Here is a 21,306-nt window from a genome sequence, read left to right on the forward strand (position 1 = left end):
CTTAGCTCACACGATACCAATGGAGGCGACCGAATGAGTCGACGCAATAAACGAAAGTCTAACGATAACGACACGAAGCATTTCCGAGGCAACCCCGACTACAAATCCGCCTTCTCCGCCGCGGTCACCGAACTAGTCGACGGTGTGCGATCGGGTGCGATACCGGACCGCACCGAACGGGCCCGCGCGATCGAAGCGCTCATCGACGAGTACATCGCGTCGACCGGCGAGCGCCCGGACCCTGCCGAGTTGGAACGGTTGGCGAACGCGGCGCTGCACGAGGAGTTGACGGATCAACGCCGCAATAAACTGACCGCGCCGGAATATCCGTTCATGTCTGAGTGGCAGCTTGCCGTCCGACAGAACCGCGAGTACGACATCAAGCTAGCGGAAGAGATCGCGACGGATGGGCGCACCTATAAGCCGCCAACGCGACGGCATCGGACGGTGCGCGAGAACCGATTCGTCGATATTTACGCGAAGAGCAAGAACGCGGAGAGACGTAGGCAATATCGGAAGGATACCGCGCCGGGGCCGATTATTCGTTATCACCTAAACGAAATAGATCGCCAGGACTAACGTTTAGATACGCGCAGAGCTTCTCGATAAGATCGCGCGGGAACCGCTCCATTTCATCGTTGTACATCTGACGCACCGACTCGAAACGATAGTCGATGTCTCGCGCTACCTGTCGTATGGAGAGCCCGCGTGAATCTACGATTTCTTTCAAACGGGAGCGTAATTTGGGCATAGCATCGCCTCCTCTCAGCGATACTATATCGCAGACACGTATAAAGAGTCAATTTGTGGTTGACACTGTTAGCGTGTCGCGATAATATACGAGTATAACGAGTGAAACGGAGGCGATACGAATGTTATACGGTTTCCCCGACCTGTCCACGATGACCACCGTTGACGCCATCGTATGGTACACGCGCCAAGTAGCGAATCTCACCGCGTCACCTGGCCGGACCGAACGTACGCAGGCGCTCCTTGCGTGGAAACGCGCGCTAAACGAACGGATCGATCTCGAACGTGAGTACGCGACCAAACTCCGCGAAATCTGCCGGTATGCCGGGTTCCGTAACGCGGGCAACTGGTTCGGCCTAACATACCGGCGCCTACGCCATGACCGTCTCTTAGCCGCGCCTGACAAGCGGTCGAGCATCGATCTGCGGCGGACGGCTATACGGAATGCCTGGCGTGAGTTTGCATGTGAAGTTAACGACAACTATACGAAAATGTAACAACACGTTATAGGCACCGTAAGGGGACGGAGCAGGTAGCCGTCAGATGCCGGACCCGTTAGGGCATAGCCGATGATTCTGCGAAATATGCGGATGAGGCACATCATTGATCCCGGCTTTCCGCGCTGTTGAGCCGTAATCAATGGCGCATACCCTTACCGGGAGCGACGGTTAGAATATCGCTCACTCGTAAGCTTGCGTTGGGACTCCGACATCTTACCGTTCCGGCGCGGATTGCCTATGGGCGACGCGCTACTATCGGAGTTCGAACGCTGGAAGGAATTACCGAATCTCCATCGAATTGGAACGGCGGGGAGGAGGTGCGGAGATGGAATACAAAAAATGCTATTTGATTGAGTATGGACAAAACAAAATGCAATTAGTTTTCGCATATGATTCGGAGCAAGCTCTTACATTGTTTTTCCAAAAAGAACGCGAACGAAAAGAGGTAGAAGGCCGTCGTTATAACAAACCACCGGGAAACTTGACTATACGCGAGATTGGTGAGGAGAAGGACATCATCCGCGCAGAAGATCGATAGTCGCCGTTAATTCGGCGGCTTTTTATTTTCAGACTCAGCGATGAGCAACTCCGCGACTGTTACACCGAAATAGGCGCACAGCTTCGCCAAGAGATCGCGCGGATAACGCTCCATCTCATCGTTGTATAATTGGCGAACGGATTCGAAGCGGTAGTCGATGTCACGGGCGATCTCTCGAATCGACACGCCCCGAGCGTCCGCGAGTGTTTTAAGGTTCGATCGCAAATGCATCGGGATCACCTCAGTTTATGTCTCTGCATTCGATTATAAAATGACACGAATAAGGCGTCAAAAAGTTGTTGACACGGATAACGGGTCGGTATATTATAAGGCTACGCGATTTAACGAAGAGGAGGAGTTGCTATGAAGTTAATTGAGTGCCTAAACCAGCTTCCGGATGAAATGGGGTTAATTGATCTAACTGAGACTGGCAAGAAAGTAAAGACTGTTAAGGAAATAAAGAGCGAGCTAAAAAATCCAAATGAAGATGGGTATGAATTAAGGACTAACAAATACAATTACGGAAAAGATATTAAATTCTCAATTGGCCTTATTGACGGACCTAATATTTACAATCAGGCATAACGCAACCAAAAGGACATCCGGTAATCAACCGGATGACTTTCGTTTTTGTTTACGTTAGGGCGCGGCAACCCGCGCTAATTTTATTTAGGAGGCGTTGTGACATGGCGGATCAAACGAAAGAGCCGCGCGAGTCGAACGATATTTACGGGTATTGGCCGAAGGAACCTACGGAAGATAACGGCGGACTTAACGCTCCAACAACCGGAGTCGGTCCCGGACGCGACATCACGCTCACACTCAACGTAGACGTATCGGACGCGCTAACGGGGCTCAAAGCGTTGAGGCGCGAGGCTGATAAAGCGGCGAAAGCGCTGCGGGAGTTAAACGAGGTGCGGGCGCAATCGTGGAACTTCCAGAGTGGCGAATACATCGAATGGGAAGGCGAACTACACCGCGTTATCTGCGCGGATGAGGATACGTCCGTTCTCGCTTCTTCTCGTCACTTTCCGGAAGAAGGGCGCACGAACACGGATTATACGAAACTGTTCGCGGTAAGCAATCGGCCGGAACTGTTCGATGTGATTGCGGATAAAGTAACGCGCATCCGACCGGAGGTGTCCGAATGAACGAGATCGAACGGTTTATCATCGACGGTATCCGCGAAACACTCGAAGAGAAAGAAAAGTTCGAAAAAGAATACGATGACACTCGCCGCAGAATCGAAGAATTCCGAGAAGCGATGATGAAACGCGGCGAGAGACGATTATTAACGCAGGCTAAACGAGGGCTCCTGACCTAGCGGTTGGGAGCTTTATTTAGGTTGCGTTATCCTTACGGATTCAATTGCGCTAGGCGCGGCTTACTGCTGCGCTAATAATTTAACGAAAGGATGACGATGGACGATGATGAGAATTGAAGAACCCACGATGGACAACCAAAGACTAGGCGGCTTACTCGCGTACCTAGACCGGCTGACTGCGTTATCAGCTGCTAACTCGTTTACGGCAACGCGAGAGATTTCACAATGCCTTGCGGAAATTCGTAAGGAACTCGCGATTGGTCCGTGGGATCGCGCAAAGACACATAATATTGCGCCCGGTGTCCATATCGAAATCGACGACGGACATGGCAACGTAATCAGAATCGAGGGCCCGGCCAGTATCGCGGTCCTTCCGTTGGGTGATCGCGGGTGAAAATACTGCGATGGGAGGAGCGTTTGGTTCCGGTGGGCCCAGGCGAGTACGAGTTGCGCATTGAGGCGGAAGTGATTCCAGACGCTACGCCAGAATACGTCGAAATCGGAGGTCAACGGTAAATGAACGGTAAGCACGCGACTGTTAACGAAACTCACGCGGCCAATTCCCGTGAGTTTTTCTACTGCTACTCGCCGAATTTGCACGAGTTCTTGAAGGCGCGGGGCCAACGATATATCTGCTCGGGCCTTCACGAAAAGACCTTGCGCAAATTCTGGCAATACCGGCGCGACGAGCGATTGAACGGATTGCTCGCGGAGTACGAGCGGAACAATCCGAATCGGAGGGCCGCGAATGAGTAACGTACACCAACAACTCGCCAGGATCAAAAGCGGCAGGCCTACCGGTCAAATTCAGCCGATGGGCAACGGAAATATCGGGCGCGACGAACTCGGTCGCGTCTTTTATATTTCGTCCGCCGAGCAAGTCGAAGCGATCCGCCGTCGGAGACAGCACGGAAAGGACACGCGGAAATTCTCGTTCACCAACATGCGGAATATCCGTGAGATTACCGAGGGCCTTTCGAGCAAATATTGCGGGTACATTCTGCTTCTGCAGCCGCATATCCAGTACGAGACAAACGTATTGATCGCGGACGATTCGAGCGGCCGACCGGTCACGATCGATGACCTCGCGAAGATATGGAACGTGTCAAAACGGACGGCTCGTACGGTCATGGGCGAGTTGGAGGCGCGGAGCATCGTATTTGACCACGGGTGCCGGTTCGAAATCAGCGACCGGTATCATTTCCGCAAGAAGGCGAGCGATGACGTCGACATGCTGATCAAGACGTTTTTCACCGCGCTCAAACGGTTCAAGATGTCGGCGGCCGATTTCGGTTTCGTGTATAAACTGTTGCCATACGTTCACTACTCGACGAACGTGATTTGTTCGGACCCGTTCGCGGAGAATCCCGAGGACATCCGGTTCCTTAACGAGAGGCAAATCGCCGCAATCGTTGGGATGGCGGAGAGCAAAACGAAAGAGACGCTCGCTCGACTGAGGAAAGCGGGCATTGTCGGTGAGTGGCGGAAGGGAACGGACAAACGCGAGACGCTAACGGTGCTCAATCCGTATGTGTTTTATCGGAAGAACGGGCAGCCAGACGAGACACTCCGGGCACTTTTCGAAGCGCATTCGTACTAGGGGCGTACAAAAATACGTCCCCTTTTTTGCACGATTTCGGGCAGATACGTCCCCTTTTTTGCACGCGAGTCGAGGTGGCTTCCGCCTTACAGCCGCAAGGGTTTCGGCGATTTTTCGGGGGCAAAACGGGCAAAATCGTTCTTTATCTTATATACAACGTAAAGCTAACGCAGCCGAGGAGGAATCGGCTAACGCCGAGCGAGTTCGCCTGACGGCTCCTCGCCATCATCCCTTCTTCGCGAAGAAATATCATACATGAATGTCTTGCGCGGAGAAAGGCAGGGTAACCGAGGCGCGGAGCGTAGCGACGAGCCGAAGGTCGCGAGGCCGATAGGCCGAAGCGTTAATCTTTTAATCCGGGAGGTTCCCGTTAATATGCACGACCATATTACAAGCTACCAAGCGTTAGAGAAGAAATACCGAGTGATACGCGATAGGTGGCCGGAAAGAGGCGACCTTGTTTACGTGTCGTATATCGGAGTGTTTCGCGTAGATAAAACAGATGAGGATCGCAATGTGACCGTTAAGTATAATGGATCAACACTGCGTTTTGCACCGAATCATTACCGTTTGGTTGAGCCGAAACTGACGGTACTGTAACGCGCGGCGCCCGGCCAGGTTCCGCGCTTTTATATTTTACGGGAGGAGGGGCGTTGATGGACGTTAAAATGGCGTGCGAGAAATGCGGGGCTGAACCGGAAAAGAACGAAGAGAAATCAAACGAGAACTGGAGCGTTTACGGTCTGACGTGTTCTTGCGGCGGGAGAGTCCGGTTCGTGTTCGAAGAGTAAGACGGAAGGAGGTCGCTATTTGACGATGGCTAAACGCTTATCACCCGAACAGTACATCGCAATCGGATATCTCGCACAACCGCACAATGGCGGTAAGACGATCGCAGAGATCGCGAAGGAATGCGGAGTATCGGAGCGTACGATTTACAACTGGAAGAATGACGAGACATTCGAGAGGGAGCTTATCGCGCAGATGAGGCGGAATGTCCGCGATATGATTCCGGCCGTCAACCGGGCGATGTTCGATACCGCGATAAAAGACGGGAACGCGGCGGCCGCGAAATTGCTCCTGCAACAAGTTGGATTGCTTACGGATAAGGTCGAGGTGGAAACGAAGACTACCGCTGAGGTACCGGACCTTGACGAACTCAAACGGATGGTCGCTGAAATGGACGAGGAATAACGCGCTATTAATGTAGGTTCGCGCTGGGTCGGTTGCGTATCGTTTCATACGACCGCAATTTTGTCCGCTGCATGCCTCCGGCGCGCGACCCCTCCGGAAATTTTCGAAACAAACGAAAAGGGCCCATCACTGAGCCCTTGCGTTGATATATCGGTATAGCGTTGTCTTGCCAAGCCCAGTCGCCTCCGTTATCTGCTCGATGGTGTACCGTTTGCTTGCGTACATGTCGAGCGCGAGAGCTACCTTATCCGCATTCTTTGACGGACGACCACCCTTTCTACCGCGTGCTCTAGCGGCTTCCAGACCGGCGTGCGTGCGCTCTACGATGATGTCCCGTTCCAACTCGGCTATGCTCGCCATCATGCGGAAGAAGAACCGGCCCATCGCCGTGGATGTGTCGATGTTGTCGCGGATCGAAACGAAGTCGACGCCGGCCTTTTCGAAATGCTCGGCGAGTTCGATCAAGTGTTTCGTTGAGCGCGATATCCGATCCAGTTTGTACACGACAACCTTATCGCCTGGGCGGAGGACCTTTAGAAGCTCCTCTAGTTGCGGGCGTTCTTTCGTTTTACCGGTCATTTTCTCGTGATATATCCGGTCGACACCGTATTTGTTCAATACGTCAATCTGCGCGTCGAGGTTCTGGTCTTGCGTACTAACGCGGGCATATCCGAAGATCATCGCGATCGCCTCCGTTTTCTTTATGCACCAATCGTACCATAAACGGTGTCGTCGTTCAATATCGGGAATTTGATTTTGGAACGGGTTATGGGGCGGTGAGAATGCGATAAGACCGTTGGGCAAGCGCGGAGCTGTACGGTTTCCCGTAAACGACCGTTTTCGGAACGGTGAGGAGTGCCAGACCCCAAGGCACCCCTCGCAGGTCCCGTCGTCAGGCCCCGGATAAATCCGCGTATCAAAAATTAACTTTGACTTTATTGCGATAAAGTGAATCGAGAGCAGACGCAAGGCCACCGAAATGCCTAATCGGTGGTCTTTTTGTGTTTTCGATTCTATGCGCTAAAGGCGGTTCAGCTTGCGATTCGCGACCGCAAGTTACAGCGATCTCCCGTCGCGCTATGGACCGCCTGCTTCACCTTCTGACGGGACAAAAAGATAACGGGAGAGATGCGGTTGAGTATCGAAAACACACGCGAAGAGTTCATGAGATTGCGCGGACAATTTCTCGAGCAACTACCGAAAAGTTGTCAGAACTGCGGTAGAGAGGACGATTTACACATTCATCACATTGTACCGTTAGCACTCGGCGGGCGTAACGTGCTCTCTAATCTCGCAACACTTTGCGGCGAGTGTCACGGTAAGGTTCATGGCCTAAAAATCCGGGAATCACACGGGAAAGCCGTTAAGGAAGGTCGTATTAAAGCGGCACGCCCCGGTAAATGGGGCGCGGGGAAAGTCCCGTACGGGTACGATGTCGACCGATTCGGCGAGATGGTCATAAACGAGGAAGAGGCGCAGATAATACGTCTCATGTACAAATGGCGATACATCGACAATTTAACGTGGCCCCAGATTACGGAGATTCTCCGTGAGATGGCGATCCCAACAAAAACGAACGGTGAATGGAGCAATGCGACATTACACCGTATTTTTAATAACCCGTTGTACCGCGGCGAGTACTATCTACAGGGCGAGTTTATTGGCTACCTAGATAATCCGATCCTTGATAAAACGCTTATTGACGCGGAAGACGAATACAAACGAAAGTACACGCAGCCTAACGGCAAGCTATACGTTTTCCGGTGTAAATCGTTGAAATTCGGCCACAAGGCGGAGGGAGGCGGTAAGCGTGGCATGGGTGAACGGGCGTTGGCTTGATCGGGACTCCCGTCAAGAACTCATCGACACGCTACGTCTCGGACGCGACAAACTCCGTAAGAAACTCGACGCCGGGACTATCACCGCAGACGAAGCGGTACAGCTTCGCGCGTGGTTAACGGAGCTTAAGCGTTTGGAGCGCATCCACCGCGCCGAGACCGACCTCCTCTACTTCGCGCACGAGTATTTTGGCGAGGTCTATAATCCCGGTAACTCCGGTAACTGGATACCGGTAACGATTTCGGAGGCCCCGGAGTTTCATCACGAATTATGCGAGATCATGAACACGGTGTCAAACCGAGAGTTTAACGCGAAAATCGCATGGGCGGCACCCCGTTCACACGCGAAGTCCTCGTACCTTTCAAAGGCCTTTCCGTTACACGAAATCGTGTTCCGGAAGCGAAAATACATCATCATCATATCGGAGACGCCGCAGGTGTCTACCGCGAACATGGAATGGCTCGGAATCCAGCTCAAGAGCAACGCAAAACTTCGAGCGGATTTCGGGCCTTTATTGTCCCCGAAACAACAAGAGAACCCGAAGGATAACTCCTCCGAGTTCATTACGTGGGAGCCGAGAGAAGGGGGCGCGCAACATCTTCTCACGCGCGTCGAGGCCGCCTCCACCGGCCAGGCGTTGCGTGGTCGGAACTGGAACGGGCACCGTCCGGATTTGATCATCTGCGATGATCTCGAGGGCAAAAAGAACACGAACACAGCGGAACTCCGGAAAGAGATGCGCGACTGGTTTACGCAGGTAGTGATGCCGCTCGGTGACCCGACAGGCAAGAAAACGGCGTTCGTCGTAATGGGGACGATGGTCCACCCGGAGTCGCTCTTGCGATATATCATCGAGCAGCGCTCCGACTTTAAGTCCCGTTTGTTCAAGGCGGTAATCGAGCCGCCAGAACGGGGCGACCTGTGGGAACAATGCCGATTGATTTATACGGATCGCGAAAACCCGAATCGTGCAGAGGACGCGGAGGCGTTCTACCTCGCGAACAAAGAGGAGATGGACCGTGGCGCTGTAGTCCTGTGGCCCGCCGTTCAGCCGTTATGGACGCTGATGAAGTGGAAATGGGATAACGGTTCCAAGGCGTTCAATACCGAGTATCAGAACACACCTCTGGACGAGGAAAACCAAGTATTCGTTCCCGAGCGATTTACGTATTGGGACGCTACCGATCCCGGCCGCAAGTTCCCGCACAACGAATACGACATCTTTATGGGCGTTGACTTCGCGATGGGAAAGACGCGCGGCGACTACTCGGCGATCGTGACGGTTGCCAAACGGAAGGACACCGGAGGCATCTATGTCATCGACGCGTGGGGAGAACGGGTCCATCCCGACGAATTCCTCAAGGTTATCGTCGAAAAGGTCATGCACTACCAACCGGCGGCAATCGCGGCCGAATCGCAGGCAGCGCAAGAGTTTTTCGTTCACAAGTTGAAGGAGGCGCTTCGGGCCAAGGGGTACCCGTCGCATACGCGTGTGAAAGAGATCAAGCAAAGACAACGAAAGGAGCTCCGCATTGAAGCGCTGCTCCCAGACATTGAAAACGGAACCATTCAGTTCTCGCGCAGGCACGCGCTACTTCTCGAACAGTTCGAACGGTACGGAAGCAACTCTCATGATGACCTCCCGGACGCACTCGAAATGGCCGTGCGTGTTGCGAAGGACGGTAAAAAACAGGTAATCGACAAGCCAGCGTGGCTATAGACTTATTTCAATAAACGCAACTACACCTTATGTAAATGGATGTTAAAAAACGCTTACTTCGGTAGGCGTTTTTCTTATGTCCGTTTACGTCGAAGACCGCCTAGGGGACGCCCGAAAAGCGTATCCATCCCACGCCTGGCGGTCCATTCAATTTCCAAGGGATGGGATACGAACGAAAGGGATGGTCTCATAGAGTGAAGGTCACTTTACGCGACAAAATTTCGAAAGAGACACTTGAAGAGTTGTATGTTCAGCAAGGGAGAAGCATAGGTGAGATCGCGAAGCTATGTGGTTGTGGTTATGGAAGCATCAGCAGGTTAATGTCAGAGTACGGGATTGGAAAGAGAAGTAGTAAACAAGGATTGGCTCTACATTTCAAACGAAATACTAACTTCGATGTGGAGTTTTTCAAGCAAGAGTCCCCTGAATTCTTTTACATCTTAGGGCTGTGGGCGTCTGATGGGTGCGTGACCAAGGATGGGGGACTAAAACTGACCATGTGCGATATTGATGTGGTCGAATGGGTCAAAGAGAGGATCGGTTACAAAAACAAAGTCTTTGTGCGTATACCAACAGGATTCCAAAACGCTAAAACTACGTACACCCTAACATTCTACAATCAGGAAGTAGCCGGAATCTTCGAGGGGTACGGGATTGTTCCGAACAAGTCTCTTACAATAAAATTTCCCAACATTCCGCGTCAGTTTATCCACGACTTTATTCGAGGGGTGTTTGACGGAGACGGAAGTATTTCTGTAGGTGTTCGATCCGACAACGGGGCTCGCACACAATCATTCAGAATCGTTAGCGGTTCCCTAGACTTTGTCAAAGGAATTGAAAGAGTCCTCGAGGAGGAACTGAACGTCAGGGGTAACAAGATTAGTGCTGATAAAAGAGGGGCTGGCGTTTACGAGTACAGGGTTTCTCGTAGACAAGACGTCGCAAAGATCGCAGCGTGGTTGTATCAAAACGATGCTTTCGGGATGAAACGAAAGAAAGAGAAAATGTTACAGGTCTTAAGTGACGCTCGCCAAGAAAGGAGGTATGAAGTTGGGAAAGCTGTTTGATACGGGGGCGCAGTTTCCTCCGGCTAATGCCATTGAAAGACTAGCAAAATACGAGCGAGGTAGACGAATATTCGAGGGAAAGCCGTACGAAGTTTATGAACGCGCTACCGAACTTCTCAAGGAGACACCGCACGCCCCTCAGTTACAAAAGCTATACATCGCAGTCAATATCATCGACGTACTCATAACAAAAGCTGCCGACCTGATGTTTGGGGAGCCGCCCAGCTACGAATCCGGTCTGCCCGATGATTCGCCGCAACAGCAACGCCTCAACTCGATAGTCGAGGAGAACGATTTAAATCAAATCGGTCATGAGATCGTCATTGGCGCGGGCATCCGAGGTGACGCGTGGATCAAAGTCTTCTACGACAGGCGCGGTGACTTCTCCGAGGTCCCAACGGATGACAACGGAACGCCACTCGTCGACCTCCCGGCACCCGAACCGATCATCGAGGCGGTCGACCCCTCGTACGTGTTCCCGGAGCTTTCACGCGGCTCCCGCAAGCGGTTCAAGGCGGTGAACATCGCATGGGTCGAATGGGTCGAGACACGTAACGATGAGATTCCGTATCTGAACGTCGAGCGCCACGTTCCCGGTTTTATCATGTACGAGCGCTATCGGTTGCAACCGAAAGACGTGGACAATACGTACGGCGCGCCGATCCAGACGTTTACGATCGGCGAGCAGGTGGAGACCGACCGCGACTCCGATATCGTCGAAACGGGCCTGACGTGGATCCCGGTTTTCCACGTTCCGTATAAGACAACGGACGACGATTGGCAGGGAATCAGCGGTATCGAGAAGCTGGAAAGCGTGTTGGCCGCGATTAACGACCGGCTCGTGCAGATCGATTACATCCTGTGGAAACATTCGGACCCGACGGCCTACGGCCCCGATTTAGGTGATATAAACGTCCGGATATCCGGCCGTTATATTCCAGTGGGAAAAGACGACCAAACTCCCGGATACATGACGTGGGATTCGCAGCTAGACGGCGCGTTCAAGGAGCTTGATTACCTCATCGGTCTCGTGTTCCAGATGAGTGAAACGCCGCAATGGTTGTTTGGGACCACGTTGACTCCCGATAGCGGCGGAACAGGCACGTCACACACCGATGGCGTCGCGATCAAGGCGCGGTTCATGCCGATCCTCTCGAAAATCAAGCGGATTCGCGTACACGTTGACCGCGCGTTCCGTGACGCGTTGTGGACCGCAATGGAGCTCGAAAACTTCGCCAACGAAGGCGTCGAGGGCTTCACAAAATATGAACCGGTATATCCGACAATCGCATGGAAAGACGGGATCCCGCGCGATGAGAAAGAACTCGCGGAGATTATGCAGATTCGCACCGGCGGCAAGCCGACGATAGACGTTCAAAGCGCAATCAAGCGCATGGACGAAGTGGACGACGATAAGGCCCGCGAGATTATGACGCGGATTGAAGAGGACGAGAAAACGGCGAATGGATTCGTCGACTCGTCCATTTTTAATGGCGGTGTGGGGAGCGATAGCTAATGGCCGACTTTCGCGAGGTCCCGGCCCCGAATTACGAGTACGAGATCAAAAAACTCGTATCTGCGTACACTAAAGCGATGTATCAAATATCAGCCGAACTCCAACGCCTAGATATTACGGACATGTCTCGCGCAAGTACCGCAGCGGCCTTGGCGGAAGTCGTACGTATTCTTGCGGAGCTTAACGAGACATCTACGGAATGGGTCACACGAAATCTACCCATCGCGGCAACCGACGGAGTGGCGGCGACTATCTTCGCGCTAGGTGTCGCGGAAACGATCGAGGAGGCCCGCAATATCGCGAAGTTCAACCGAATGAACAAAGCGATGGTCGACGCGGTGATCGCGGACACCCAAAGCGATCTCCTCGCGGTGACGCAGAACGTCGAACGAAAGGTCCGCGCGGCCGTTCGTCAGGTAACCGCCGAGTCGATGCGTGCGAATATGGCGCGCGGCGTCAACGGGCGTCGCACGATCAGCCGGGATATTCTCGATGGCCTTCGGAAGAAGCTCGGGGATTCCGTGAATACCGGGATCATTGACGCGGCCGGCCGTCGGTGGCGTCCCGAGGTGTACGTTGATATGGCCGTTCGTACAAAGATGCGGGAGGCTCACGTCGAGGCTACGACCAACGAAGCGATTCAACGCGGTGCCCTCTACGGCATCATCTCACGTCATGGCGCAACGGACGCGTGTCGGTATCATGAGGGGCGGATTATCAAACTTTCGCCGGACGCCCCCGGCAACTATCCGACATATGCGGAGTTGCGCGCGACGAATCAGATATTCCATCCAAACTGCCGGCACGTAATTTCCCCATTACGCGACCCGTCCAAACTTCCGGATTCGGCTCGTTCGCGAGCCGAACGACAAGCGGAATTGGGCGATAAGGCAATCGCGACAGGTAAACGAAATCCCCAAGGCGTCGAGTGATCGGCGCTTTTCTCTTGTCCTACGAGCTGACGTAAAACGGTCGGAAATCTACGGTCTACGCGGACCTTAAACGTGGAGGTAACGAATGAGCGAACCGATTCAACAAGAGCAAGTAACTAGCGCCGAACAACTGGCGCGAACAGAAGGTACGTACAGAAAAGAAAAAGGCGATACTCCTGAGAAGGTCAATGATGCTCACGAAAAAACTTTCACCCAGGAGGACGTCGACCGTATTGTTCTCGAAAGGATCGCACGGGAACGAAAGAAGCTCGAACGATTTGCAGACTACGATGACATTAAAGCGAAACTCGCCGAGTATGAGAAAGAGCGCGAGGAACGGCAACGCGCGGAAATGACGGAGATTGAGCGTTACAAAGCGGACTACGAAAAGGTAACGTCCGAAAAACAAACACTCGAACAGCAGTTGACGGAGCTTCGCGAAACGATCAAACGCGAGAAGATCGTCAACGAATTTATTAAGGTTGCAACCGCGCTGAACGTCGCTTACATTGACGACGCGCTGAAACTCGCCGACCTATCCGCGGTAACGGTCGATGAGGATGGCGTTAAGGGCGTCAAGGAGGCGGTCGAGGCGTTGGTTCAACATAAACCCTTCCTGCTTGCGCAAGCGAAAAAGGAACCGAAAACAGTCGGCGGCCCTTCGAATCCTAACCCGGATGGAACCGCGCAAAAGACCGCAGAGCAATTGTTGAAAGAGGCGGCGGAAAAAGCGCGGAGAACCGGTCGGATCGAGGACCGCATGGCCTACGCACAGTTGAAAAAAGAACTTGGTTTGTAATGAGACGGCTCGATAGCGGGTCGTCTTTTTCATTTCAAAATTTAGGAGGAAAGTAACTAATGGCAAAAGTTTATGACGCTTCTCTTATCGGTAAACGTGAATCTGTAGTTGATCAAATCCTGCTGCTGAATCCGCACCAAACTCCGTTGATCAACCTGCTCGGCTTCTCTCAGCCTGTAACTCAAGTTGAGCATGTATGGTTCGAGGATGAAATGTTCGCGGATGAATCCACCGTTGACGATGCTGATGGTTTGACCGCGTCCGATACCGCGCTGAAAGTAACAGATGTTGAGCCGTTCCGCACGAACCAGGTAATCAAAATCGGTGAGGAACTCCTGCTCGTAACTGCTGTTGATACAGCCAATAAAACCCTGACCGTTACTCGCGGTTATGCTGGCACTACTGCTGCTGCTATCGCGAACGGCGCGAAGGTTGAAGTAATGTTCGTGGAAGGCGTAGAGGGCGCAGATGCTCGCGGCGCTCGCTATAAAGCGCGCGTTCGTAAATCGAACCTGACGCAAATCTTCGATGACACTATCGAAATCTCCGGTACTGCACAAGCAGTAACTCAGTACGGTATTGACGACCTGTACGAGTACGAGAAGCAAAAGAAACAACTGGAGGTAGCGCTGCAACTCGAAAAAGCGTTGATCAACGGCGTAAAGTACGAGAACGGTCAAATCCGTCAAATGGCCGGTCTGCGCTCCATGATCGTGACAAACGTAACCAACGTGGGCGGTGCGCTGACTGCAGACGCGATCAATAACCTGGCACAATCCATCTACGAAAAAGGCGGGTTTGCTTCCGGCGGCGACTACAAAATCATGGTCGGCGCGAAACAAAAACGCGCATTGAGCGCCTTGGATGCGAACAAAATCCAACTGACTCGCGCAGAGAACACCCGCGGTCAAACCGTTGATATGTTCGTAACCGATTTCGGCCAGTTCGAAATCGTACTGAATAACAACCTGGCTCCGGACGAACTGTTCCTCGTTGACGTGAACCGCATGGCTATCAAGCCTCTGCAATCTCGTGAGTTCGGGCACACCTTCCTCGGCCAAAAAGGTGACTACACGACTGGTATGATCGTCGGTGAGTACACCTTCGAGTTCCGTCAAGAAAAAGCTCACGGCCGTCTGAAAGGTCTGTCCTAATACTGAACAATAAGCGCCCGCAGTCGTTTGATTGCGGGCATTTCTATTGAGGTGATTACGTGGCTGAATATAAATCCCGTTACGTAGAACTTGGTTTCTACGTAGATGGACAGCATCGGAAGTTCCGCAACGGGCGTTACGTAACGGAGGACCCGAAAGAAATTGCGGTCCTCGACGCTCTCATCGATGCTGTCCGCGTTGATGAACCAAAGCAACCGGCCGCCGAGCCGAAACCAAAAACGGAGGAACCCGCCCCTGCAGCGAAAGCACCGCGTAAATCCTCCGGAAAGTGACGAACGGAGGTGACCGCATGTGGCGGTGAACATTACGGACGCCGACGCTTATATCGGCGCGAACGTCCTCGATAACGAAGATTGGACGGATTCTGACCCCGATAGGAAGCAACGGTTCCTAAACGTTGCGTCGCGCACGCTCTACACGAGGTATCCGACGTATACGATTCCGGACGAGGCCGTGTACGAGACCGCAGCGGCGTTCGCGGCGCGGTACAGCGACACGATGGTCCAGGCGCAGCGCGGCGTTCAATCGATTACGTTATCCGGGGTGGCCTCGTTTACATTTCGGGACGGTCCGAGGGAGCTCGCGCAATTGATCCCGCAGACGGCGCTCGATTTGATCTCGGTGGACCCCGCGAACGCTGGCTTGTCGAAATTATCGCGCCGGAACGTTGGGTGGTCGGTGTTATGAGCCTGATCCCGTTGAAACAAACGGTCACAATCACGCCCGCCAGCGGAACCGACGAATGGGACCGACCGATTGCGGGGACCCCGTATACGCTCCGTTGCCGCGTGCAAGAGGGCACGAAACTCGTTCGCTCGATGTCGGCAGGCTCGGGAGTCCACGGTGCCCAATCGCAAGAGGTCGTTTCTGTCGCGCAGATTTACTTCGATAAGTCTCCGAATATCGGAATGAACGACACCATTACGTTTACCGACGAGAATGGCAACGTCAGAACCTATACGCCCATATCAATCGAAATCAAGCGGGGACTGAACGGTAAGGCGTTGCTGACGGTGGTGAACGTGTAATGGCACGCGATTTCGAACTCGATGTAACGAAGTTTATACGCGCCCTAGACGGAGCGACCGAAGCGATCGCGCGCGGAGCCAAACGGGGCCTCCACGACGCACTCGACGATTGGCGGCGGGAGGCAACCGATGTCGCACCGCTGGACAAAGGGACATTGCGACGCGGGATCGACACGCAGATTGAAGGCGATGGCCTCGACCTGACCGGGGAGATTAGCGCGGTGGCTATCGAGGACTCGCGGAAGGGCCGGTTCAACTACGCTTATTATCTCCACGAGGTAAAAGGCGAAATCAAGAACCCGACCACACCCGGTACGATCGCGAAGTTCCTCGATGTGCCCGCGGAACAGAACGAAAAGAAATGGCTCGATATGATCGAGGATGAGATAAAAGCCGGTTTTTAGGAGGTGAGCGGATTTGTCGCTTCAAGACGAGTTGGCGTCCGTCGCCTCCTTCGTTGCGTCCGTGGTGCCCGGCGCACAGGTCAAGTACGATGTGCCGACGCAGCCGGTCGCAGCGAACCTCGTTGTCCGCGCGATCACCAACGATTTCGAGTCGGAGACGCGATACCACTACCGGATTGACCGCGCGTATCAGATCGTCGCGTACGGTGCTGACGCGCTGGCTGTGACAACGAAAATGGACGCGATCTCGCGAAAGGTCATGGACGGGAAGACGGCGATTCCGATTGCGGGGACGCAGCGTTACATTCGCGTCAACGGATTCAACTTCGGTGCACCATTCAAGACCGAGAGCGGCCTTTCGGCGTGCATCGGCGTGTTGCAGACGGAGGTTCGCGAGGCACGGACGCAAGAAGAATACGAGAAGATATGGCACGTGTACTATCGCAATACGATTCGCGTGCCGCTTTAGGCGCTGAGGCTCAACGCTTCGGCGCTTTTTATTTTCCTACGAGGAGTGATTCATAGATGGCAACAGGCGGTCGGTGGGACCCCACCTCTTTACCAACGCGTCCCGGCCTGTATATCAACTTCGTTGAAGCTGCCGCGGCGCAAATTAAGGGCGGGCCGCGCGGTATCGTTGCGATCCCGCTGAAACAATACGCGGGCACAGCGACCGCGAAACAGTTCTACACGGTGGAAACCGAAAAGCAAGCGAACGACCTTTTCGGGGCTGCGAACATCCAATCGGTGAAGCTTGCGCTCCAGGGCGGAGCGAAAGAGGTTCTCGTTTACACGCTCCCGACGATCGATGGCGTGGATGTGACCGAGGATGAAGCGTATGCCGAGGCGTTCGAAGCGTTCGACGCGCGCCCGTTCAACGTGTTCGTGTTCGACGGCGAAGTGTCCGGCCAACTTGACGAAGCGTTTGCGTGGGTGAAACGAAACCGCGACGAGGGCAAGCACTTCTTCGTCGTGTTCGGCGGCAGCGCAACGGACGATGCCGATCCGGCTATCGGTAACGCGCGCTCGATCATGTATGCGGACGACTACGTAATCAACTTGATCGAGGGCGGCAAGCTCGGGGCCAACACGTACACGTCCGCTGAGTATGCGGCCTATATCGCGGGGCTCGTCGCGGGCACTCCGATAAACCGTTCGATCACGTACGCGCAGGTTCCGTTGGAAGACGTGAGCAAGCGGCTGACCAGTTCGCAGATCAAGTCGGCGCTGGAAGCGGGCTCGCTCGTTCTCGTTCACGATGGCGTGAAGGTCAAGGTCGAGCAAGGGCTGACCACGAGCAAGAAGAAAATCCGGACGATCAGCGCTCGCCAGGCGATTTCGACGGATATCACGATGACTGCGGCCGACAACTACATCGGTAAACTCGACAACAACGCCGATGGTCAAGCGGCGCTCATCTCGGCCGTGAAAGCGTACCTGGAACGGTTGGAGAACGCGAACGTTTTGGCCGATCCGGTCGTTACGCTCGACCCGCAATACGAATCCATCGGAGATTCGGTCTATCTGCTGATTTCCTACGTTGAAATCGACAGCATGGAACGTATCTTCCTGACCATTAACGTGTAAGGGCGGTGAGAATAGATGGGAGTTCTTGATCCAACTCGTACTATCTATGGCGATTTTGGCGAGGTATGGATGGACGGGAAGTGGTTGACGAATTTCAATCACGCCGAGGCTTCAGTCGAAGTGGGGAAAGAAGAAATCCGTCGGTCAGGAACGCGTTGGACTGGTCACAAGGTAACTTCATTGACCGGGACTGGGACAATTAGCGGGTACAAGGTGACTACTGATCTTGTCGAAGCCATTAGCCAAGTTGCCAAAGATCGGGGAAAACCTTTTGTGACTGAGCTAGTCCTGAAACTGGACGATCCTGATTCCTACGGTGCGTATCGTGTTCGATTGAAGGGAGTACAATTCGATACCATTCCACTGATGAACTTTCAGGCAGGTTCCATCGTCGAAGAGGAACTGCCTTTTACTTTTTCTGGGTTCGAATTTCTTGATGTAATCCACGAGCAATAATCTGGGCGACACGCGTCGCCCTTTTTACTTCGAAAATAACCATGGAGGATGATTCATAGATGGACGCATTACAGGCGTTACTCGGTGCAAACGTAAACCTCGAAAAACAAGTGTATATTAAACGTTTAGGCGTTCATTTTACCGTCAAGGCCATCGATGGAGATACTCTGACTCGGATTCAGGAGAGGTCGACATGGTATGACGGTAAGGGAAAGAATCGAACTAAAGTAGTCGACGACCAAAAAATGAACATGCTGATCGTAGCCGAGGGATGTGTTGACCCTAACTTTAGCGATCCGCGCGCTCTCGAAAAATACAAAGCATCCGACGCTGCGGACTGCGTGAAGAAAGCGCTCTTGGCTGGTGAAATCGCGAAGTTGTCTAACGAGATTCTTTCGCTGTCGGGATTCGACGACGACGATTCCGAAGAAATAAAAAACTAATTGAGGCGGGCGGAGAGGCGTTTATGCTTCATGTCATCTTTCAACGCCACGGCCTCCCGCCACATGAAGTGTACAATCTTCCTGTGCGTTGGAAACGGTTCATGTATAAGAGTATGGAGATCCAACTCATGAAGGAGGAAGAAGAACGCAAGAAACTGGAACGAAAAGCGGAGCAACAACGTGTTAGACGTCGGGTGAAGGGAGGGGGAAGATAATTGGCATTTGATCTAGTCGCGCGTATACGAATCCAGGACCAAGCTACAGATAAACTCCGGCGGGTTACTCGTCAAGTAGAGCAATTAAACGCAGCTACAGAAAGAGTTACGAAGGCAACGGGATATTTTCGCGATGCAAATGGACGCCTCCGGGATTCGCTCGGCCGGTTCGCATCGGAGGTCCGAAAGGCCACAAACGGAGCGAATCGATTCCGAAACTCGACGAGTCAGATTGCGTCTGAGACATCTGCTTCTGCGGACGCACTCGGGGGATTTGTCTCAATGAAAGGTAGGTTAATTGCAGGACTTGCGGTTGCCCTTCCTGCGATTGCAGCGTTTAAAACTGCTTTTGCCGGGCTTAGTATGTCCATTGATTTTGCGAAAACCGCATTGTCCGCCTTCTATTCGTCGGTAAAGGAAGCAGGCAAACGCGAGATGGAGATTGTAACAATTCACGGACTTATGCAAGACCAAAAGAAAGCGGACAAATTCTTTAATTTCCTACAAAAACGCGCAGCTGAGTCTATTTTCAGCGAGCAGGATTTCTTATCCGTCGGCAAATCTTTCTTGCCTGTGACGAAAGACCTGAACCGGCTTGAAAAGCTCATGGCCCTTTCGGAACGACTCGCGATGAAAGAGCCAGATCAAGGGATGGAAGGTGCCGGATTCGCAATTCGCGAGTTGTTAAGCGGGGATGCCACAAGTTTGGCGGAACGGTTTAACATTCCGCGAAAGATATTGAACCAAATAAAAGCACTCGATTTCGACGATCAACTAATCGCGCTTGATAAACTTCTCAACAAGATGGGCCTTACCGAGAAATTTCTGAAAGACATCGACGATACGGGATTTGCTCAATGGACACAAGCCACTGATAAACTGAATCTCGCGTGGGCAAAGATGGGCACAGAAGCACTCAACGCGATAAAGCCTGCATTAAAAGAATTTAATAAGTTTCTGAACAGTCCTGCCATGAATAAACTTATGAAGATCGGTTCCGAACTCCTTGCGAATATTGGGAAAGGACTTGCATCCCTTTTTAATGGACTCCAAGACGCAATAGAACGTGCTTTAAACGATCCGCGTTTTGACAAAATGGACATCTTCGCCAAGATTGATTTCGTGTTCGGAAACATCATGGAAGCGTTCGAAAAGTGGATGAACGCAGGCGGTCGTCAGAAACTACAAGAAGCGAGTGAGTGGCTGTCCAATAAGTTAACCAACCTCATCCGCGACATGACTCCAAAAATCACTAGCGTTGCTTTTGATGCAGGTAAAGCTATAGGTGAAGGTCTTGTCAGCGGCATTATGGAGGGGATACGACTTCGCCCTGAAGATCACCCTCTAACGAAATTGCAAGATAAAATCGAGGCAATGAAACAGATGGGCGAGGACCCGTCAAAAACGCCGGTTTTTAAAGGTGAATCGAGTTTTTCTGCAGCACCTGAACAATCCGTTTGGGACCGAATAGTGAGTTGGTGGTACACGCCGAGTCACTATCACGGCTTAGACGAAGTGCCGTACGATGGGTATACCGCACGCCTCCACAAAGGCGAAATGGTTCTTCCGCGAGATGAAGCGGAGGCATACCGCAATAATGACGGTTCTAGCGGTGGTATCTCTATCGGAGAAATCCATATCCATGCTGCAGGTGGCGATGTAACCGATCCGAAAGTAGTCGATCTTTTGGCTAAGGCCATCGTGCGACAAGCGCTTGCTCATAGAACCCCTTAAATGGTAATATCAAGAAAAATGCGTGGGGGTTCTTTTCATGGAAGTAGATCGTTCTGAAAAAATCCGACGCCAGTTTGACTTGGATTACGATGAGGAGTACATCAATTCCGAAAAAGGTATCCAAACAGGCATTATAAACGCACGTCAAAATCTCACTGTCGAACAGCAGTTGATTGTCAATTCTCAACTGGATAGACTCAGAAAATCTAAACTGGCTGCTTACTTACTACTGATTTTTCTTGGGTTCTTCGGTGCGCACAGGTTTTACGCTCGTAATCCGGGGATAGGGGTACTCATGATCCTGGTTTGGGTAGCAGGTTTTTTCATTTCGTTTATTCCTATCGGCCTGTGGCTGCTTGTCGATTTATTCCTAATCGGCAGACGTATCGACGAACTCAACAATGACATTGAATTTTCGGTAATCAAGAAGGTACAGTCCTTAAGCCAATAAACTTACCGGAGGTGATTCGCCATCTCCAACCCCA

The 21,306-nt window shown here is 52.6% G+C and carries 30 protein-coding genes; 27 read left to right on the plus strand and 3 right to left on the minus strand.

What is annotated here, in order from left to right:
- The first annotated feature begins 33 nt into the window (after positions 1 to 33).
- Entirely contained in the window at positions 34 to 579 is a 546-nt protein-coding gene (locus tag G3578_RS09960) for a hypothetical protein (RefSeq protein WP_165212148.1), read from the plus strand.
- On the opposite strand, the gene G3578_RS09965 is transcribed toward G3578_RS09960, so the two are convergent.
- Positions 539 to 751 (minus strand): helix-turn-helix domain-containing protein, encoded by a 213-nt coding sequence (locus G3578_RS09965; protein WP_165212150.1) that lies wholly within the window; start codon positions 749 to 751, stop codon positions 539 to 541. The genes G3578_RS09960 and G3578_RS09965 overlap by 41 nt on opposite strands.
- A gap of 121 nt (positions 752 to 872) precedes the next feature.
- Here G3578_RS09965 and G3578_RS09970 point away from each other — a divergent pair, with 121 nt between their 5' ends.
- Positions 873 to 1,247 carry a hypothetical protein gene (locus G3578_RS09970; RefSeq protein WP_165212152.1) on the plus strand — a complete coding sequence of 125 codons (375 nt, stop codon included), beginning with the start codon at positions 873 to 875 and terminating at the stop codon, positions 1,245 to 1,247.
- A 328-nt stretch (positions 1,248 to 1,575) separates the two neighbouring features.
- Positions 1,576 to 1,788 carry a hypothetical protein gene (locus G3578_RS09975; RefSeq protein WP_165212154.1) on the plus strand — a complete coding sequence of 71 codons (213 nt, stop codon included), beginning with the start codon at positions 1,576 to 1,578 and terminating at the stop codon, positions 1,786 to 1,788.
- Between the two features lie 6 nt (positions 1,789 to 1,794).
- On the opposite strand, the gene G3578_RS09980 is transcribed toward G3578_RS09975, so the two are convergent.
- Positions 1,795 to 2,019, minus strand: coding sequence for a helix-turn-helix domain-containing protein (locus tag G3578_RS09980; RefSeq protein WP_165212156.1), 225 nt, complete (start codon positions 2,017 to 2,019; stop codon positions 1,795 to 1,797).
- Positions 2,020 to 2,151: 132 nt separating this feature from the next.
- Here G3578_RS09980 and G3578_RS09985 point away from each other — a divergent pair, with 132 nt between their 5' ends.
- The 7 genes from G3578_RS09985 to G3578_RS10010 all read left to right on the plus strand — a co-directional run bounded on the left by G3578_RS09985 (position 2,152) and on the right by G3578_RS10010 (position 5,906).
- Complete coding sequence (locus tag G3578_RS09985; protein WP_165212158.1) at positions 2,152 to 2,373, plus strand: hypothetical protein; 222 nt, start codon at positions 2,152 to 2,154, stop codon at positions 2,371 to 2,373.
- Between the two features lie 101 nt (positions 2,374 to 2,474).
- Entirely contained in the window at positions 2,475 to 2,939 is a 465-nt protein-coding gene (locus tag G3578_RS09990; protein ID WP_165212160.1) for a hypothetical protein, read from the plus strand.
- Positions 2,936 to 3,112 (plus strand): hypothetical protein, encoded by a 177-nt coding sequence (locus G3578_RS09995; protein ID WP_165212162.1) that lies wholly within the window; start codon positions 2,936 to 2,938, stop codon positions 3,110 to 3,112. Before G3578_RS09990 ends, G3578_RS09995 begins: the two co-directional genes overlap by 4 nt.
- 516 nt (positions 3,113 to 3,628) lie before the next feature.
- Positions 3,629 to 3,868, plus strand: coding sequence for a hypothetical protein (locus G3578_RS10000; protein ID WP_165212164.1), 240 nt, complete (start codon positions 3,629 to 3,631; stop codon positions 3,866 to 3,868).
- Complete coding sequence (locus G3578_RS10005) at positions 3,861 to 4,712, plus strand: hypothetical protein (RefSeq protein WP_165212166.1); 852 nt, start codon at positions 3,861 to 3,863, stop codon at positions 4,710 to 4,712. The genes G3578_RS10000 and G3578_RS10005 overlap by 8 nt, the downstream gene beginning before the upstream one ends.
- A 656-nt stretch (positions 4,713 to 5,368) precedes the next feature.
- On the plus strand, positions 5,369 to 5,503 hold the full coding sequence (locus tag G3578_RS21160) for a hypothetical protein (protein WP_277603134.1): 135 nt from the start codon (positions 5,369 to 5,371) through the stop codon (positions 5,501 to 5,503).
- Positions 5,504 to 5,528: 25 nt separating this feature from the next.
- Positions 5,529 to 5,906 carry a phBC6A51 family helix-turn-helix protein gene (locus G3578_RS10010; RefSeq protein ID WP_165212273.1) on the plus strand — a complete coding sequence of 126 codons (378 nt, stop codon included), beginning with the start codon at positions 5,529 to 5,531 and terminating at the stop codon, positions 5,904 to 5,906.
- A 126-nt stretch (positions 5,907 to 6,032) separates the two neighbouring features.
- Here the strand turns inward: G3578_RS10010 and G3578_RS10015 are convergent, their stop codons facing one another.
- Positions 6,033 to 6,587, minus strand: coding sequence for a recombinase family protein (locus G3578_RS10015; protein ID WP_165212168.1), 555 nt, complete (start codon positions 6,585 to 6,587; stop codon positions 6,033 to 6,035).
- A gap of 453 nt (positions 6,588 to 7,040) precedes the next feature.
- Between G3578_RS10015 and G3578_RS10020 the strand changes: the two genes are divergently transcribed.
- The 17 genes from G3578_RS10020 to G3578_RS10100 all read left to right on the plus strand — a co-directional run bounded on the left by G3578_RS10020 (position 7,041) and on the right by G3578_RS10100 (position 21,272).
- Positions 7,041 to 7,745 carry an HNH endonuclease gene (locus tag G3578_RS10020; protein WP_241254552.1) on the plus strand — a complete coding sequence of 235 codons (705 nt, stop codon included), beginning with the start codon at positions 7,041 to 7,043 and terminating at the stop codon, positions 7,743 to 7,745.
- Between the two features lie 280 nt (positions 7,746 to 8,025).
- Positions 8,026 to 9,465: a phage terminase large subunit gene (terL, locus tag G3578_RS10025; RefSeq protein ID WP_165212275.1), complete on the plus strand. Its 1,440-nt coding sequence runs from the start codon at positions 8,026 to 8,028 to the stop codon at positions 9,463 to 9,465.
- A gap of 194 nt (positions 9,466 to 9,659) precedes the next feature.
- On the plus strand, positions 9,660 to 10,532 hold the full coding sequence (locus tag G3578_RS10030; protein ID WP_165212172.1) for an LAGLIDADG family homing endonuclease: 873 nt from the start codon (positions 9,660 to 9,662) through the stop codon (positions 10,530 to 10,532).
- A complete protein-coding gene (locus G3578_RS10035) occupies positions 10,516 to 12,048 on the plus strand; it encodes a phage portal protein (RefSeq protein WP_241254553.1) in 1,533 nt (510 codons plus the stop codon). Before G3578_RS10030 ends, G3578_RS10035 begins: the two co-directional genes overlap by 17 nt.
- Complete coding sequence (locus tag G3578_RS10040; protein WP_165212176.1) at positions 12,048 to 12,980, plus strand: phage minor capsid protein; 933 nt, start codon at positions 12,048 to 12,050, stop codon at positions 12,978 to 12,980. Before G3578_RS10035 ends, G3578_RS10040 begins: the two co-directional genes overlap by 1 nt.
- 85 nt (positions 12,981 to 13,065) lie before the next feature.
- Positions 13,066 to 13,779: a phage scaffolding protein gene (locus G3578_RS10045; protein WP_165212178.1), complete on the plus strand. Its 714-nt coding sequence runs from the start codon at positions 13,066 to 13,068 to the stop codon at positions 13,777 to 13,779.
- Positions 13,780 to 13,838: 59 nt separating this feature from the next.
- Positions 13,839 to 14,933 (plus strand): SU10 major capsid protein, encoded by a 1,095-nt coding sequence (locus G3578_RS10050; RefSeq protein ID WP_165212180.1) that lies wholly within the window; start codon positions 13,839 to 13,841, stop codon positions 14,931 to 14,933.
- A 59-nt stretch (positions 14,934 to 14,992) separates the two neighbouring features.
- Positions 14,993 to 15,226, plus strand: a complete 234-nt coding sequence (locus tag G3578_RS10055; protein WP_165212182.1) for a hypothetical protein — start codon at positions 14,993 to 14,995, stop codon at positions 15,224 to 15,226.
- A 19-nt stretch (positions 15,227 to 15,245) separates the two neighbouring features.
- On the plus strand, positions 15,246 to 15,641 hold the full coding sequence (locus G3578_RS10060) for a hypothetical protein (RefSeq protein WP_165212184.1): 396 nt from the start codon (positions 15,246 to 15,248) through the stop codon (positions 15,639 to 15,641).
- The gene (locus tag G3578_RS10065; RefSeq protein WP_165212186.1) at positions 15,638 to 15,982 is read left to right on the plus strand and encodes a hypothetical protein; all 345 of its coding nucleotides are present in this window, start codon (positions 15,638 to 15,640) and stop codon (positions 15,980 to 15,982) included. Before G3578_RS10060 ends, G3578_RS10065 begins: the two co-directional genes overlap by 4 nt.
- Complete coding sequence (locus G3578_RS10070) at positions 15,982 to 16,386, plus strand: HK97 gp10 family phage protein (protein ID WP_165212188.1); 405 nt, start codon at positions 15,982 to 15,984, stop codon at positions 16,384 to 16,386. Before G3578_RS10065 ends, G3578_RS10070 begins: the two co-directional genes overlap by 1 nt.
- A gap of 13 nt (positions 16,387 to 16,399) precedes the next feature.
- On the plus strand, positions 16,400 to 16,855 hold the full coding sequence (locus G3578_RS10075; RefSeq protein ID WP_165212190.1) for a hypothetical protein: 456 nt from the start codon (positions 16,400 to 16,402) through the stop codon (positions 16,853 to 16,855).
- 56 nt (positions 16,856 to 16,911) lie between these two features.
- Entirely contained in the window at positions 16,912 to 17,973 is a 1,062-nt protein-coding gene (locus tag G3578_RS10080) for a phage tail sheath subtilisin-like domain-containing protein (protein ID WP_165212192.1), read from the plus strand.
- Between the two features lie 15 nt (positions 17,974 to 17,988).
- The gene (locus G3578_RS10085; RefSeq protein ID WP_165212194.1) at positions 17,989 to 18,429 is read left to right on the plus strand and encodes a phage tail tube protein; all 441 of its coding nucleotides are present in this window, start codon (positions 17,989 to 17,991) and stop codon (positions 18,427 to 18,429) included.
- A gap of 59 nt (positions 18,430 to 18,488) precedes the next feature.
- Positions 18,489 to 18,872 carry a phage tail assembly chaperone gene (locus G3578_RS10090; protein WP_165212196.1) on the plus strand — a complete coding sequence of 128 codons (384 nt, stop codon included), beginning with the start codon at positions 18,489 to 18,491 and terminating at the stop codon, positions 18,870 to 18,872.
- A gap of 497 nt (positions 18,873 to 19,369) precedes the next feature.
- Positions 19,370 to 20,821 (plus strand): hypothetical protein, encoded by a 1,452-nt coding sequence (locus G3578_RS10095; RefSeq protein WP_165211715.1) that lies wholly within the window; start codon positions 19,370 to 19,372, stop codon positions 20,819 to 20,821.
- Between the two features lie 37 nt (positions 20,822 to 20,858).
- Positions 20,859 to 21,272: a TM2 domain-containing protein gene (locus tag G3578_RS10100; protein WP_165212198.1), complete on the plus strand. Its 414-nt coding sequence runs from the start codon at positions 20,859 to 20,861 to the stop codon at positions 21,270 to 21,272.
- Positions 21,273 to 21,306 lie beyond the last annotated feature (34 nt).

The sequence above is a fragment of the Brevibacillus sp. SYP-B805 genome, from assembly GCF_011059135.1.
Classification (GTDB): Bacteria; Bacillota; Bacilli; order Brevibacillales; family Brevibacillaceae; genus Brevibacillus_F.